At 42.5% G+C, this 15,877-nt stretch carries 12 protein-coding genes; 11 read left to right on the top strand and 1 reads right to left on the bottom strand.

Annotated elements, in window-relative coordinates:
- Positions 1-3: 3 nt before the first annotated feature.
- A complete protein-coding gene (gene elyC / locus PSI14_RS11305; protein ID WP_273575981.1) occupies positions 4-822 on the bottom strand; it encodes an envelope biogenesis factor ElyC in 819 nt (272 codons plus the stop codon).
- A gap of 168 nt (positions 823-990) precedes the next feature.
- Between elyC and cmoM the strand changes: the two genes are divergently transcribed.
- From cmoM to PSI14_RS11250, 11 genes are all read left to right on the top strand, one after another.
- A complete protein-coding gene (gene cmoM / locus PSI14_RS11300; protein ID WP_273575980.1) occupies positions 991-1,776 on the top strand; it encodes a tRNA uridine 5-oxyacetic acid(34) methyltransferase CmoM in 786 nt (261 codons plus the stop codon).
- The gene (gene mukF / locus PSI14_RS11295; RefSeq protein WP_273575979.1) at positions 1,773-3,095 is read left to right on the top strand and encodes a chromosome partition protein MukF; all 1,323 of its coding nucleotides are present in this window, start codon (positions 1,773-1,775) and stop codon (positions 3,093-3,095) included. Before cmoM ends, mukF begins: the two co-directional genes overlap by 4 nt.
- Entirely contained in the window at positions 3,076-3,798 is a 723-nt protein-coding gene (mukE, locus tag PSI14_RS11290) for a chromosome partition protein MukE (protein ID WP_273575978.1), read from the top strand. The genes mukF and mukE overlap by 20 nt, the downstream gene beginning before the upstream one ends.
- Positions 3,795-8,246 (top strand): chromosome partition protein MukB, encoded by a 4,452-nt coding sequence (gene mukB, locus PSI14_RS11285; protein WP_273575977.1) that lies wholly within the window; start codon positions 3,795-3,797, stop codon positions 8,244-8,246. The genes mukE and mukB overlap by 4 nt, the downstream gene beginning before the upstream one ends.
- 154 nt (positions 8,247-8,400) lie before the next feature.
- Positions 8,401-8,988, top strand: a complete 588-nt coding sequence (locus tag PSI14_RS11280; protein ID WP_273575976.1) for a GrpB family protein — start codon at positions 8,401-8,403, stop codon at positions 8,986-8,988.
- 377 nt (positions 8,989-9,365) lie between these two features.
- A complete protein-coding gene (locus PSI14_RS11275; protein ID WP_273575975.1) occupies positions 9,366-9,581 on the top strand; it encodes a hypothetical protein in 216 nt (71 codons plus the stop codon).
- Complete coding sequence (locus PSI14_RS11270) at positions 9,581-10,516, top strand: aldo/keto reductase (protein WP_273575974.1); 936 nt, start codon at positions 9,581-9,583, stop codon at positions 10,514-10,516. The genes PSI14_RS11275 and PSI14_RS11270 overlap by 1 nt, the downstream gene beginning before the upstream one ends.
- 45 nt (positions 10,517-10,561) lie before the next feature.
- On the top strand, positions 10,562-11,227 hold the full coding sequence (locus tag PSI14_RS11265) for a 2OG-Fe(II) oxygenase (protein WP_273575973.1): 666 nt from the start codon (positions 10,562-10,564) through the stop codon (positions 11,225-11,227).
- A gap of 36 nt (positions 11,228-11,263) precedes the next feature.
- Positions 11,264-13,153, top strand: coding sequence for a hypothetical protein (locus PSI14_RS11260; RefSeq protein ID WP_273575972.1), 1,890 nt, complete (start codon positions 11,264-11,266; stop codon positions 13,151-13,153).
- A gap of 43 nt (positions 13,154-13,196) precedes the next feature.
- Positions 13,197-14,435: an ATP-grasp domain-containing protein gene (locus PSI14_RS11255; RefSeq protein WP_273575971.1), complete on the top strand. Its 1,239-nt coding sequence runs from the start codon at positions 13,197-13,199 to the stop codon at positions 14,433-14,435.
- Complete coding sequence (locus PSI14_RS11250) at positions 14,432-15,763, top strand: hypothetical protein (protein ID WP_273575970.1); 1,332 nt, start codon at positions 14,432-14,434, stop codon at positions 15,761-15,763. Before PSI14_RS11255 ends, PSI14_RS11250 begins: the two co-directional genes overlap by 4 nt.
- Positions 15,764-15,877 lie beyond the last annotated feature (114 nt).

Below are 15,877 nucleotides of genomic sequence, written 5' to 3'. Positions count from 1 at the left end.
TTTTTATTGAGAATCTTCTGATTTTTCGGTTTTCATACCCTTATTTGCAGGCTTAATGGCCTGCCAGATACGTCCTAAGGTTTCATACCAAGCGCGTTCCGTGTGTGATAAATAGTAGGGGGAAGGAATATATTTTTCCCACGGATACAAAGGTGTTGTTACAGCTAATTGATTGGCTGGGCCTGCAATGGGATATAGACCCCGTTGTTCAAAAAAATTGAGTGATCTTTCCATATGATTGGCGGAAGTAACAAGAATAAATGGTTGTTGCCCGACTACTTTTTCAACCTCAGCAGCTTCTTCTTCTGTATCTAAAGGTTTTTTTAATGCTATCGTGTCTTCTACAGGAATTCCCATAGATTGTGCTACCATAGCGGCAACTTCGGCACTGCTAATTGCATTAACGCCTTTACCACCGGTGAAAATCATTTTAGCGCCAGGGTTAAGGTGATATAACCGAATACCTTCTGCCACTCTGGGTAAGCTATTGCTGATAAGATTGGCGCTGGGAGCCCACTGGGGGTTATAAGTAAAACCACCCCCAAGAACTACAATATATTTTACGGGATTTATGAATACAGGAATTGTAGTCTCTGGCTCATAGCGCTGAACATATTTCCCTTCGACAGGAAGTAAGAGTTTATCTGCGATAGGTTGTAAACTAAATAAAAGCAATATAAGCCAACTGAGTGATAAAATGGTTTTCCCTGTTTTTTGCCAACGGGTAAACCACAGTAACAATAGCGCTGCAAAAGAGACGATAATAATCAACGGCAAAGGCATTAATAGCGAGCCGATATATTTTTTTAGTAGGAATAACATTGATTGGCCTTGTTCTGGTTGAATTATAATCGCACAGGGGCAAATTTAAGGCTAAAAGTAGTTAATTAAATGATTACTGTGCCAAAATAACAGTAGTAAAAATAGCAGTAGATAGCATAACTACTCAATAGATAAATTCAACTTAGCTTATAAGTGGGGCAGTTTTTCATGCTGGATCGCAATTTCGATGATATTGCAGACAAATTTTCGCGTAATATTTACGGCACAACCAAGGGTAAAATCAGGCAGGCCGTTGTCTGGCAGGATATTAACGAATTGCTGAATCATTTGCCTCAACGCCCTTTACGCATTTTGGATGCGGGAGGCGGTGAAGGGAATATGGCTTGCCAATTAGCTGAATTGGGGCATCAGGTCATACTTTGTGATCTATCAGAAGAGATGGTCCAGAGAGCGAAACATAACGCCGAAGAGCGGGATGTTCTTCATCAAATGCAATTTATCCAAAGCTCGGTACAGGAAATTCACCGGCATATTGAACAGCCTGTTGATCTGATTCTATTTCATGCTGTATTAGAGTGGATCACTGACCAAAAAGACGCAATAGAGACATTGGGAGATATAATAGCGCCCGGTGGTGCACTCTCATTAATGTTTTATAATGCAAATGGGTTGGTCATGCGTAACGCCATCTTGGGTAATTTTCATTTAGCAACACCCAATATTCAGCGTCGTCGAAAACGTTCTCTATCACCTCAGAACCCATTAGTGCCAGAACAGGTATATCAATGGCTAACTGAACTCCAGATGGAAATAACAGGTAAAACAGGCGTGAGGGTTTTTCACGATTACCTGCAAAGTCGTCAATTACAAAACGCAGATTTTCCAGCGTTGCTTGAACTTGAACAACGTTATTGCAGACAGGAGCCCTATATCAGCCTGGGGCGCTACATTCATGTGATGGCACGCAAGCCTACCTTAAAGAGCAAATTATGAGTGAATATTCCCAGACTGTTCCTGAGCTTGTGTCCTGGGCCAGAAAAAATGACTTTTCAATTTCGTTGCCGCCAGAACGGTTGGCTTTTTTACTGGCAATAGCCGTATTGAATAGTGAACGGTTCGACGGTGAAATGAGTGAAGGAGAGCTTGTGGATGCTTTCCGTGAAGTGTGTAAAGGTTTTGAGCAGACTTCTGAAGCAATATCTGTCAGAGCGAACAATGCCATTAACGATATGGTTCGTCAGAAATTACTTAACCGTTTTACCAGTGAATTGGCGGATGGTAATGCTATTTATCGCTTAACCCCGTTGGGAATTGGTATCAGTGATTATTATATTCGCCAGCGTGAATTCTCCACATTGCGTCTTTCCATGCAGTTATCCATCGTTGCCAATGAATTACATCGGGCGGCTGAGGCGGCCGAAGAAGGTGGTGATGAACTCCATTGGCATCGCAATGTTTTTTCCCCTCTCAAATATTCCGTGGCTGAAATTTTTGACAGTATTGATATGTCCCAGCGCTTAATGGATGAACAGCAAAACAGCGTAAAAACCGATATCGCCGCACTACTCAATCAGGATTGGCAGGCCGCCATCGCCAATTGTGAACAGCTGCTGTCTGAAACCTCCGGCACACTGCGGGAGCTTCAGGATACATTGGAGGCGGCGGGTGATAAATTACAGGCCAATTTATTGCGCATTCAAGCTGCTAATATGGACAGCGTGGGCTTTGAGCTGGTGGATAAACTGGTCTTTGACTTACAAAGCAAGCTGGATCGTATTATCAGTTGGGGGCAACAAGCTATTGATTTGTGGATAGGTTATGACCGCCACGTTCACAAATTTATCCGAACCGCCATTGATATGGATAAAAACCGTATTTTTGCCCAGCGTCTTCGTCAATCCGTCCAACACTATTTTGATAGTCCATGGGCACTGACCGTGGCTAATGCAGAACGTTTTCTGTATATGCGGGATGAAGAACTGACTCTGCGTAATGAAGTGGTAATGGGAGAATTACCGCCAGAAATGGAATACGAAGAGTTTAGTGAAATCAATGAACAATTGGCTGAAATGGTCGAGCAGGCGCTGGCGGTTTACCAACAGGCAAAACTTCCACTGGATTTGGGGGCTGTACTGCGCGACTACCTTGCTCAGTATCCACGTAAACGTCATTTTGATGTAGCGCGTATCTTGGTGGATCAAGCAGTAAGGTTAGGGGTTGCAGAAGCGGATTTCTCTGGGTTGCCAGCGGAATGGTTAGCGATTAATGATTACGGAGCCAAGGTGCAGGCACATGTCATCGACACATATTGAACAATTTATGCCAGTGAAACTGGCTCAGGCATTATCCAATACACTTTTCCCTGAATTAGACAGCCAGCTGCGGGCTGGGCGTCATATCAGTCTGGATGATCTTGATAATCATGCTTTTTTGATGGATTTTCAGGAAGAGTTGGAAATGTTTTATGCGCGTTATAACGTCGAGTTAATCCGTGCACCAGAAGGTTTTTTCTACCTGCGTCCCCGTTCAACAACGCTGATCCCACGATCTGTTCTGTCTGAATTGGATATGATGGTGGGTAAAATTTTATGTTACCTCTACCTTAGCCCAGAGCGTCTGTCCAATCAGGGAATATTTACCTTTCAGGAACTGTACGAAGAATTACTGTCATTGGCAGATGAAAATAAGCTGATGAAATTAGTGAACCAACGTTCAACAGGTTCAGATCTGGACAAACAGAAGTTGCAGGAAAAAACCCGCACTTCTTTAAACCGTCTGCGCCGTCTGGGCATGGTTTATTTCCTGCAAAACGACAGCAACAAATTTATGATTGCCGAAGCTGTATTTCGCTTCGGTGCAGATGTACGCAGCGGTGATGACCCACGCGAGGCACAATTACGGATGATCCGTGATGGTGAAGCCATGCTGGTAGAAAGGGAAATATCGCAGGAAGATAATGAACATGAAGAAGCATCAGGGCATTCAGCAGAAGGTGCGGAGGATGAGCAGTCATGATTGAACGTGGTAAATTTCGCTCACTGACGTTAGTTAATTGGAACGGTTTTTTTGCCAGAACGTTTGACCTTGACGAACTTGTGACGACCTTATCCGGTGGTAACGGTGCAGGTAAATCAACCACAATGGCGGCGTTTGTGACCGCATTGATCCCTGATTTAACCTTGCTTCATTTTCGGAATACAACAGAAGCGGGCGCAACCAGTGGTTCGCGCGATAAGGGGCTGCACGGTAAGCTGCGGGCAGGTGTCTGCTATTCCACGCTGGATGTTGTTAACTCCCGCCATCAGCGGATTATCACTGGTGTTCGCTTACAACAAGTGGCTGGACGTGATCGAAAAGTTGATATCAAACCATTTATGATTCAGGGGGTTCCTGCATCGATTCAGCCAACGCAGCTACTGACTGAAAATATCAATGAACGTCAGGCGCGGGTTCTGCCATTGAATGAACTAAAGGAACGTCTTGACGAGATGGAAGGCGTTCAGTTCAAACAATTTAACTCAATTACGGATTATCACTCCCTGTTGTTTGATTTGGGAGTGCTCCCAAAACGTTTACGTTCAGCGAGTGACCGCAGCAAATTTTATCGCCTGATAGAAGCATCATTGTATGGCGGAATTTCCAGTGCGATTACCCGTTCACTGCGTGATTATTTATTGCCGGAAAACAGCGGTGTCAGAAAAGCATTTCAGGATATGGAAGCCGCCTTGCGTGAAAACCGCATTACGCTGGAAGCCATCCGTGTCACTCAATCCGACCGTGATCTTTTCAAACACCTTATTACAGAAGCCACGGCCTATGTTTCTGCTGACTATATGCGTCATGCCAACGAACGTCGCGTTCATCTGGATGAGGCATTGGCTTTGCGTAGTGAGTTATTTGGCAGCCGTCGTCAATTGGTTACTGAACAATATCGTCATGTTGAAATGTCGAGGGAACGGGCAGAACAGAGTGGCTCATCTTCTGATTTAGAAATGGATTACCAAGCGGCCAGTGATCACCTGAATCTGGTTCAAACGGCGATGCGCCAGCAGGAAAAAATTGATCGTTATCAATCTGATATTGAAGAACTGACTTACCGTCTGGAAGAACAGAGCGAAGTTGTAGAAGAAGCGAAAGATCTTCAGGTGGAATATGAAGCCATATCTGAAGCAGCAGAGCAAGAAGTTGATGAGCTGAAAAGCCAGCTCGCTGACTATCAACAAGCTTTGGATGTTCAGCAAACTCGAGCCATTCAGTATCAGCAAGCACTGCAAGCACTAGAACGTACCCGTGAACTTTGTCAGCTTCCAGATCTATCGATAGAAAATGCTGACGAGTGGCAGGAAACCTATCAGGCCAAAGCACAGCAGGCGACTGAAAATTTGTTGGCGCTGGAACAGAAATTGAGTGTTGCCGATGCTGCTCATAGTCAGTTTGAACAGGCTTACCAACTGGTAAAAAATATCGTTGGTGAAGTGAGCCGCAGTGAAGCATGGCAAGTGGCCCGTGAAGCATTGCGTGAATGGTCATCTCAGCGCCATTTGGCTGAGCGAGTTCAACCTTTACGTATCCAGTTGGCTGAATTGGAGCAACGTCTGAACAGCCAGCAAAATGCAGAACGTTTGCTGGAAGAGTTCTGTAAGCGCCATAATCAGCAATATCAGGCGGAAGACCTGGAGGCATTGCAGGGTGAATTGGAAGCTCAGCTGGAAGCGTTGAGCTTGAGTGCCAATGAAAGTGGCGAACGTCGCATTCAAATACGTCAGGATTTCGAACAGCTCAAGCAAAAAATTCAGGGGCTGACAGTACGAGCGCCAGTGTGGTTAGCAGCACAGGAAGCTTTGAATCAGCTTGGTGAGCAGTGCAATGAAACATTCGAAAACAGTCATGATGTTACTGAATACATGCAGCAATTGCTTGAGCAAGAGCGTGAAATTACTGTCGAACGTGATGATATTGCTGCACAGAAACGTGAACTGGAAAAACAGATTGAGCGTCTGAGTCAGCCAAGCGGTGCCGAAGATAGCCGTTTGCTTGCATTGGCGGAGCGTTTTGGCGGTGTTTTATTGTCTGAAATTTATGATGACATTACCATTGATGATGCACCTTATTTCTCAGCACTATATGGCCCAGCGCGTCACGCAATCGTCGTACCTGATCTCTCACTGGTTCGCCCACATCTGGAAGCATTAGAAGATTGCCCGGAAGATCTCTATTTGATCGAGGGGGACCCACAATCTTTCGATGACAGCATATTCCATTTTGAAGAGCAGGAAAACGCGGTTCTGGTGAAATCATCAGACCGTCAATGGCGTTATTCCCGTTATCCTGAAGTTCCGTTATTTGGGCGGGCAGCAAGAGAAAACCGTCTGGAAGCACTTAGTCTTGAGCGTGATACGCTGGCAGAGCGCTATGCGACACTTTCGTTTGATGTTCAGAAAATTCAACGTGCACATCAGGCTTTCAGCCGTTTTGTAGGTAAACACCTTTCTGTTGCATTTGATGATGATCCAGAAGCAGAAATTCGCCGCCTGAGTCAGCGCCGCACCGAGTTGGAACGTGAGCTATCTCAATTTGAAGCTCAAGCTCAGCAGCATCAGCAGAAACTTGTTCAGGCGAAAGAGAGCCTGTCAGTATTGAACCGTTTGATTCCACAAATTACGATTTTGTTGGATGAAACCCTGCTTGATCGAGTGGACACAGTCCGTGAAGAAATGAGTGAGGCTCAGGATGCCGCGCGTTTCCTGCAACAACACGGTAATGCACTGATCAAACTTGAGCCACTGGTTTCTGTTTTGCAAAGTGATCCACAGCAGCATGAACAGTTGCAGAAAGATTATGAGACCGCGAAACACAGCCAGAATAAGGTCAAGCAACAAGCCTTTGCCTTGACGGAAGTAGTGCAACGCCGTGCGCATTTCAGTTACAGCGACTCTGCCGGTATGCTCAGTGAAAATGCTGACCTGAACGATAAACTGCGTCAGCGTCTTGAACATGCAGAATCCGATCGTAGTCGTGCGCGTGAACAATTGCGTCAGCAACAAGCACAATATGCACAGTTCAACCAAGTATTGGCATCACTGAAAAGTTCTTATGACACTAAGCAAGATATGTTGAAAGAGCTTGAGCAGGAGATGAAAGATATTGGTGTTCAGGCGGATGCTAACGCAGAAAGTCGTGCCCGTGAACGTCGTGATCAGCTCCACGCGGCAGTGAATACTAACCGTTCCCGCATCAATCAACTTGAGAAACAGATCGCATTCTGTGAGGCGGAAATGGAAAACCTCCAGAAGAAACTGCGTAAATCTGAGCGTGATTATTACCAGAAACGTGAGCAGGTGGTTTCTTCTAAAGCGGGTTGGTGTGCAGTTATGCGCATGGTGAAAGACAACGGCGTTGAGCGCCGCTTGCATCGTCGCGAACTGGCCTATATGGAGGGTGATGATCTGCGTTCAATGTCGGATAAAGCGCTGGGGGCATTGCGTCTGGCAGTATCCGATAATGAGCACCTGCGTGATGCGTTGCGTTTGTCCGAAGATCCGAAACGTCCTGAACGTAAAATCCAATTTTTCGTTGCTGTTTACCAACATCTGCGTGAACGTATTCGTCAGGATATTATCCGTACGGATGATCCTGTTGATGCTATTGAACAGATGGAAATTGAGCTGGCACGTTTAACTGAAGAATTAACCGCTCGTGAGCAGAAATTGGCGATTAGTTCCAAAAGCGTGGCGAATATCATTCGCAAGACCATTCAACGTGAACAGAACCGCATTCGTATGCTGAACCAAGGCTTGCAAGCGGTTTCCTTTGGGCAGGTTGGCGGTGTCCGTCTGAATGTAAATGTACGCGAAAGTCATGCTCTCTTGCTGGATGTGCTTTCCGAGCAACAGGAACAGCATCAGGATCTGTTCAACAGCCAACGCTTGACCTTCTCAGAGGCGATGGCGAAGCTTTATCAGCGCTTGAACCCGCAAATTGATATGGGACAGCGTTTACCTCAGACCATTGGTGAGGAATTACTGGATTATCGCAATTACCTTGAGTTGGATGTTGAAGTCAATCGAGGTTCAGATGGCTGGCTAAAAGCGGAAAGTGGCGCTTTGTCTACAGGGGAAGCGATTGGTACAGGGATGTCCATCTTGGTTATGGTTGTACAAAGCTGGGAAGAGGAATCATGTCGTCTGCGTGGTAAAGATATTTCACCATGCCGACTGCTGTTCCTTGATGAAGCCGCCCGATTGGATGCGAAGTCAATTGCAACGCTGTTTGAGTTATGTGAACGTCTACAAATGCAGTTAATTATTGCTGCACCGGAAAATATCAGTCCAGAAAAAGGGACAACCTATAAACTGGTACGTAAGATTTTCAATAATCAAGAACATGTACATGTTGTTGGGTTGCGTGGCTTTGGGCAAGATATTCCAGTTACTGAACAGCCACAAGCAATATTGCAAGAATAACTCATCGTTGGGTGATGTCTCTATTATTACAGGAGGCCATATAATAATATGGCTTCCTCAGTTGAGATAAATTCTTCTGGGTAGTTATTTAATACGTCCTCATCTATCCTGATTTAATCTATCAAATATAGGCATAAGAATAAGGAGTGAATTAATGATAAATACCAAAGATATCATCTTCTTCCCTGAATCAGATCCTAATGAAAATCCTTGGGTGCATGGTAAACCTGTTGAAGAGGTAATTGATGTTGTGGAATACAATCCTGAATGGATAACCATATGGCAACAACTTTCTTTATCTATCAAACAAACGCTTGGAAACGTTGTTCTGAATATTGAGCATGTTGGGTCAACGGCGGTTCCCGGGCTTGCTGCTAAGCCGATTATTGATATTGATCTAATTGTGGAAGATCCAGCTCAAGAAGAAAAATATGTTCCTGCATTGGAACGGCTTGGTTATGATTTAACGGTTCGCGAACCAAGCTTTTATCAGCACCGATGCCTTCGTTTGGCGAAGCCTCGTACCAATCTTCATGTCTTTGGCCCTGATTGTCCTGAATATATTCGGCATATTTGGTTTCGTGATTGGCTCAAAGAACACCCTGAAGATTGTGAACGATATATGGCTGCGAAGATAACGGCTAAAAATAATGTCAATCAAGTAATGGATTACAATAAGAAAAAAGAGCAAATTGTACATGAGATTTATCAACGCATATTTCAAAGTAAGGGATTATTGTAATAATATTTGACTGTTGTTTTTGATTGTTATTTTTTATTGTTACTTTTGATTATTGTGTTGTTCTGTTCATATCCTGTTTGTTTCCTTATTGTAAAAACAAACAGGAATGTTATTTTTAAGATCATGTTTATCTTGTTAAACCCTTGGTTAATTACCATCAAAAAAATCTAATTGATTTTTATAGAATTAGACGTCATTGTTAATGTAAATATATTTTTAAAATTTCTAATTTAAATTATTAAAGAGCATAAATATCATATTGGGTTATTCCTTTTTTATTTTTCCCTTATTAATAAATGTCGATTATTTATTATCTATAGGTGATAAATAACAATTGGAAATGTAAAGCGATTTTTTATTTATAGAGACAGTTAACTATGACAAATAAAATGAAAGATGTTAATGATCTTCTGGATGATTTAATTTCCAAACCTGAAGTACAAGTTCGTTGGGAAAATGAACCTGAACAAGTGATGCAAGAATACCAGTTGACTCAGGCACAATACCGTGCACTTTCTGAAGGAAATATAGACGCTTTAATCAATGAAGGATTGGCGGATAGGCATGTCCAGCAGATGAGAGTTAGTTGGTAATGATTGACTCTAGTTCCCATTTCTTGAAAACCATTGGCTTGCGGGTATCTCGTTTAGCTGTTGGAGGAAGCCATTTTGGTGTAAGTGTTCATAGAAAGGATGTTATGCGCATTGTTTCTACGGCATTGGATATGGGGGTTAATTTTTTCGATACAGCAGATATTTATGGAAAAGGTGAGAGTGAAAGTGCATTAGGTGATGCGTTATATGGGCGACGACATGATGTTGTGATAGCGACAAAGTTTGGTCATGATGAAGCCGCCAAAGGTGCGAGCCGAAAAGCAATGACTCAGTGTTTGCACAACAGCCTTAAACGTTTGAAAACGGATTATATCGATTTATATCAGTTACATGCACCTGATCCATTAACGCCTGCCGAAGAAACTATCTCTACTCTGCAATCATGGGTAAAAGCAGGAAAAATCCGTTGTTATGGTATCTGCAACGTTAAATCATCAGAAATAGAACATTACTGTCGTATTGCTCAGGCAATGGCAGGAGAGCCACCCGCCAGCATACAGAATCCCGTAAATATATTGAATTACCAGAGCTATAAAGAAATACAACCTTCCCTCAAGGCATTTCAGCTCGGCGCACTGGCGGCTCTTCCTCTGGCTCGTGGGCTTTTAGGAGGGCGTTACCGTTCAGTGTTAGACGTTCCTCAAGCGCATCCTTTGTCAGGCTATAAGGGGCTTGGTTATCGCAATATACGTACAAAAAATGCAATCAACCGATTGATGTATGCTGCAAAACAATTAAATCGTTCTCCGTCTCTATTGGCGCTGGAAGTAATATTGGCAAGTGAAGGGATGGTTTCTGTTCTGGTTGGCATCAATAATCCTAACCAATTATTTTCCCTGATTGATCTTAATCCGTCATTGCTCCAGCAAAAAACAATTGATTATGTTTTTGGACAACGTTTGGCGCTGGATTGAATATGTACCAAAAAATTAATCCATCATTTATTGGAGATATATAAAATGGCTGAAGTCCTGAATTTAGATGCACTAAGGAGTATGAAACTCGATCATTATCCTTCACCGTGGGCAACATGTGATAATACGTTTAAGGAAACAATTGCGGCTGATGCTTTTCCGGTAAGTCACTGGACTTATCATTCTCAACGTAAACTCGCAGAAGCGCTTGGCAAGACAGGATCACCAGAATGGTATCAACATAATGTCAAAACTCGCCCTCTTCTGGAGTTAGGTGAAAAAGAGCCTTACGCCCATGATGAGCTTGCTGATATTTGGTTGGCGGTAGCAAGAGATCTCTTATCAGATGATTATCTCGAATGTATCAGTGATGTCAGCGAATATAATGTCAGAAAATTGCAATTCCAGGCACATTTCTGGGAATTCGGCCCAGGTTCTTTCTTTCAGCCCCATGTGGATAAACCCCATAAAATAGTGACACACCTAATGTATCTGACTGATGATTGGGTATCTGAAATGGGGGGCTGTTTGCAATTACTGCGTTCTGCTGATCCACTGGATGTTGTAGTTGAAATTGCACCGAAAAAAAATACTTCAGCGATTATTCGTAGAACTGATTCAGCGTGGCATGCGGTTACGCCTATTCCTAAGAACATGCAGGCAATTAGAAAAGTTTTGCAAGTATGGTTTTGGGATACACCTGCAACCTAATTTGTCTCTGTCATATTTTCTGCGGGGAATAGTCATATGATAAATTGGTTGAATACACTTGCTGAATATAATGATGTGGTTGATTCTGGATCAGGAATCCCTATTATTCGGCCAGAAAATTCCACACAAGAAATTCGCTGGCGCCAAGTAATAGAGGAAATGTATACGGAGAAATTGCGTACAAGTTATAACAAGGATGTTGCGATATTCAACATGGATGAAAATACTTGGCCAATGGCTTTATTATATGCAAAGGTCATGGATTATCGCGTTATTCCAATCAACGACATTGATAGCATTAAATTGTTGATGCAGGAAGTGAAAGAAAAAAGCATTCTGATTATAGCAATGGCGCATGAACTGAAAGTAGGCTTTGTTGCCAGTATGCTGGAAATGGCTGCTCATGCTGGCAAAACTATCGGTTTTTTGTGTGGAAGAACTCTTTCCAGCCTCAGTTATTTGGTCGCTAAATCATTATTAATCCCTTCACTTTCAGAGCAGAATGAATTTCTGATTGATGCACCGAAACATAAATATACAAGTGATGAAAGTGATCCAGAGCAATTAGCTGTTTTGCTTTCACAGCCGGCCATGCTGAAAACGATCAGAAGTCATGGTGAGGGAAGTCATGCTAAATTGCCTTTATTGACGGTTTGCGGGCTGTTGGAAGAAACAGAATTTCCGCTGATGCCTGAATGTGGGTGTTCAAGCATCACCCGACGATGTAAGCGTGCACATGGGAAGACTCACGTATTTTATGGGCTGGATATTCGTGCTTATGCCATCAATTATATATGTTGCAATGGCTTTAATGTTGCGGAGGAACTTTATCCCTCTCCGGTATCAATGACTTTGGCATTGACGGAAGGGTGGCCTGCTGCTGTTTTAGCACCTATCCGCCCACTGATTGCCCCGGATTACCTTCTGACATTATTGAGAAAAATGGCGAAAGAAAAAGTGCCTCTTGGGCAAATCGCGGCAGCATTGAATGACACTTGTACTGCACTTGGACAGCCTTTCACGTTCGCGTTGCTTGGTGATCCAACATTGCAATTGTCGCTGAAGAATGAAAAACAATCTTTGCCGACAGTTCAACCTGAGCATGGCGAATCGGAATCAGTTTCCAAGGCCATTGCATGGATTAAGACGGTATTGGAAGAGAGCATTCATGGGCATCGGTTGTTGCGTTCTATTGATGCGTGGTTAGGTGATACGGTGGCTGAGCAATTATCTGCTTTGCGTACAAAGCTTATGGATATTGAGCGGCTGGCTCTTTTTTCGCTAAAAAAATATGAAGCTTCTCACTCTCTGGAAAATAACAAAGAACTTGTGCGGGATAATGCGCTTATTCAGCTGCTAATTGCTCAATGGGAAAAAATAATGGTGTCATTATTGCATGAAAGCCGTGCAAGTTTTGATGCCTTTGATTTACTGCATTATGATCAATTGCTTAGTACGTTAAAAACATCTGAACCATGCCAACGATGCGGGACATTGATGGAAACCTCTTTATTTGGCAACGCAGGGATAACCACGGGATGTAGCGAAACCCGAATGTGTCGAGTTTGTGGTCCGCTTTCAGCCTACCGTTGTGGGGGTATCCGCCTGGAAAATCAGACGGAAACATTAATTGCTCGGCAGGGGGAAAGTGTAACTGCAAAAATACGGCTATATATCCCTCATTCCGTTCATCTTATTACTCACAGGGTACATTTGGAACTTCGTGGATATGATAAATCTACCGGACAATGTTTTGCCTCTGCTCTAAAAACAACAGAATTAAAAAATGACAATGTAATAAAGTTTGAATTTAAATTGGATGAAAATCAGGGATGTGATTTACATAGTATTCGAATTATCGCTGTATCTGGTTTTGATATTGCTTTTCTCCGTATCCGTCTGGTTTGTTTACCTAAACAGCCATAGGAATAACATTTTTCATGTCATCAAATTACGGCAGGAAAATATGATGAGAGTACTGGTTCTCAATCGTCGCCCTATTGTGGAAAAAATTGCATTATGGTTTGCTGAAACTGAAATAGAGGTTTTTCTTGTAACACCTAAAGCATTATTATCAGAATTATTAACAGCATCGACAAATTCACCTCATAGGGTGCAGAAATATTTTAAAAAAATTTATGCTGTTGATGATTATGACTCACCTTTGGTTGATAAATTAATTCTTAAATTAGTTAAAGAAAAACATATTGACCGAATTGTTTCGGTAACAGAGATTGATGTATTACGGGCAGCACACGTGCGAAAAAAGATAGGCTTAGTTGGGCAAAATGAAATGTCGGCGCTTGCTTATCGCAACAAATGGGTAATGAAATCCTTACTGCGAAAGAATGGAATTCCAGTTGCTAAAATGTTGCAAGTGACTGACAGGCAATCAGTGGAGAAATTTGCCAATGAATGGGGGTTTCCGATTGTCATTAAGCCTGTTGATGGTGGTGGATCAGTAGGAGTACAGATCATTCACGATGCAGCACAGTTACAGAACATCAATTTTGCGTCATTAAAACAAGGCTACATAGTTGAAGAGTGGATTGAAGGGGAATTCTTTACTATTGATGGCCTGATGAGAAATGGTGAAATGTTGCATTGCTGGCCTTCACATACAACCGCTAATTTCTCTGCTGTCAGTGGAAATTCAGCCCTGCTGAGTTGGATGTTATTACCGGATAATCCTCTGACAATGCAATTATCTGCCCTCATGTCAAAAGTGATCATGAGCCTTCCTCCTACACCTGATACTACTGCATTTCATGCCGAAGCCTTCTTTTGTGAAAAAACACATCGTCTTGTGTTGTGTGAAATTGCGTGTCGTCCGGGAGGAGCGGGGCATGTACCTGTGTATGAAATGGCTTTTGGTTTGAATTTGTACAAAGAAACACTGCTTGGTCAGGCAGGGCTGCGTTCTCAAGAAACTTATCAAAGTATTTGCCCTCAGGCTATGGCGGGGTTTGCTTGGTTTCCTCCCAAAGCGGGCATGTTTAGCTATGCGCCGGAAAATTGTCCTATTTATGGCATTATTGATTATCAACTTATGGCGCGTATTGGTCAGTATTATCAGGCCCCTCACTCAATTTCAGATCACATAGCCAAAGCATTTGCCTTGCTGCCAGTTGATTGTGATCCAGCCAGTGTTATTACTGAAATTAATACTTGGTGGAAAACACATGCTTTATGGATGGAGATTACATGACTACACAAAGGGTACTAGATAAATGGTTTACGGAAATAACAAAGAGATTGAAAGAATATTGGCAAAATCGTGAAATAGGTTTTTTAATTGATTATTCAGATAATCTGGATACGTTGAAAAACTTGATGTTTGAATTGCAAATATGTGGTGCCAAAATAAAGGCGATAATATCCGTATCAGAGGAATCTTGGCGCCCTGAAGGGGTATTGTGCTGGCATATCGTTAATATTGATAAAAAACCCTTACAAGTGATATTGGAAAACCAGTTTATTTGTATTAAACATTGGTTGGACAAAATTGATCCGGAAAAAAATATCACTTTCTTGGGAGGAGTGAGATTACCACTTTCTCAATTAGCTGACAGAATCACTTATGGTTGGCAAAAACCTGAATGGGCGAAATTTGAAGATAAGATTTATATTGATGATAGCCTTCGTCGATGGGGAATTAATACGCCTCCTTACAAAATAATTGATCCTGACCCTAATGATGCAGTAGCGGCGTTTCACTTTCTTAACAAAGGGAAAGGGGTGATATTGGCAATTGATAATTCAAAGTCATTTAATGCAGGATCAAATGGCTTGGTGTGGATTAGGGAGCCTGATGAAATTGCTGATGTGTTGGATAAATTCCGTAATCAAACCAGAAAATTTCGTATGGCTGAATTTATACAAGGAGTTCCGTGTAGTATTCTTGCCATGGTTTTGCCAACTGGCGTTGCTGTTTTTGATCCGATAGAAATATTGACCGTTTTTGAAAAAACAACTAATCAGCTTCTGTTTTGTGGTTCATCAAATCGCTGGCAACCGGGAAAACTTGCTGACAATATGCGTGATTGCACTCGAGTGGCGGGAGAGAAACTTGCAGAAGAGGCGGGCTATCGAGGGATTTTCAGTCTTGATGGGATCTGGACAGGCAATGAATTTTTCGCAACAGAAATTAATCCTCGCCATGCGTCTGGATTGGGATTACACCGTGCTGTCCCTCTATTTCCTTGCTACTTATTTAATCGTGCTGTTCAGGAAAATTGCCCTCTTATTATGGATCTTGATCCTTCTCAGGTTGAAATAATATGGCGTGATATGATTCGCAATTATTCAGGTCAAAATATCATCGTATTAGATCGAGATAAAAAACAACAAAAAGTAGTAGAAATTGAAGCGAATGATCAGATGATTGCTCTAGGTGTTCCTTCTGAAGGTGTTGATGCACTTATTTATCGTCCTCTGGATCAGGAAAAATTACTGGGCAATATTGTGGCTGAACTGGCTAGTAAAGTCTCTAACCGCCATTATGTGAGTTTTGTTTGCCGTGATATAAACCAATAACCTATTTCCTCCATCTTGCAAATTGTCGCTTTGTGGACTGAACTGAAATTTGAAATGTATTGATGAAATGTATTGATGAAATGTATTGGGTATATTAAAGCTGGAGTATACGTA

It is taken from the genome of Xenorhabdus anantnagensis (genome assembly GCF_028598555.1).
In the GTDB taxonomy this organism is placed as follows: Bacteria; Pseudomonadota; Gammaproteobacteria; order Enterobacterales; family Enterobacteriaceae; genus Xenorhabdus; species Xenorhabdus anantnagensis.
The sequence above is the reverse complement of the archived record's forward strand: the minus strand, read 5'-3'. Positions and strand labels throughout refer to the sequence as shown.

Bases quoted from the DNA above. Each gene is read 5' to 3' on its own strand.
- elyC (WP_273575981.1), bottom strand. From the start codon at position 822: ATGTTATTCCTACTAAAAAAATATATCGGCTCGCTATTAATGCCTTTG.
- cmoM (WP_273575980.1), top strand. From the start codon at position 991: ATGCTGGATCGCAATTTCGATGATATTGCAGACAAATTTTCGCGTAAT.
- mukF (WP_273575979.1), top strand. From the start codon at position 1,773: ATGAGTGAATATTCCCAGACTGTTCCTGAGCTTGTGTCCTGGGCCAGA.
- mukE (WP_273575978.1), top strand. From the start codon at position 3,076: ATGTCATCGACACATATTGAACAATTTATGCCAGTGAAACTGGCTCAG.
- mukB (WP_273575977.1), top strand. From the start codon at position 3,795: ATGATTGAACGTGGTAAATTTCGCTCACTGACGTTAGTTAATTGGAAC.
- PSI14_RS11280 (WP_273575976.1), top strand. From the start codon at position 8,401: ATGATAAATACCAAAGATATCATCTTCTTCCCTGAATCAGATCCTAAT.
- PSI14_RS11275 (WP_273575975.1), top strand. From the start codon at position 9,366: ATGACAAATAAAATGAAAGATGTTAATGATCTTCTGGATGATTTAATT.
- PSI14_RS11270 (WP_273575974.1), top strand. From the start codon at position 9,581: ATGATTGACTCTAGTTCCCATTTCTTGAAAACCATTGGCTTGCGGGTA.
- PSI14_RS11265 (WP_273575973.1), top strand. From the start codon at position 10,562: ATGGCTGAAGTCCTGAATTTAGATGCACTAAGGAGTATGAAACTCGAT.
- PSI14_RS11260 (WP_273575972.1), top strand. From the start codon at position 11,264: ATGATAAATTGGTTGAATACACTTGCTGAATATAATGATGTGGTTGAT.
- PSI14_RS11255 (WP_273575971.1), top strand. From the start codon at position 13,197: ATGAGAGTACTGGTTCTCAATCGTCGCCCTATTGTGGAAAAAATTGCA.
- PSI14_RS11250 (WP_273575970.1), top strand. From the start codon at position 14,432: ATGACTACACAAAGGGTACTAGATAAATGGTTTACGGAAATAACAAAG.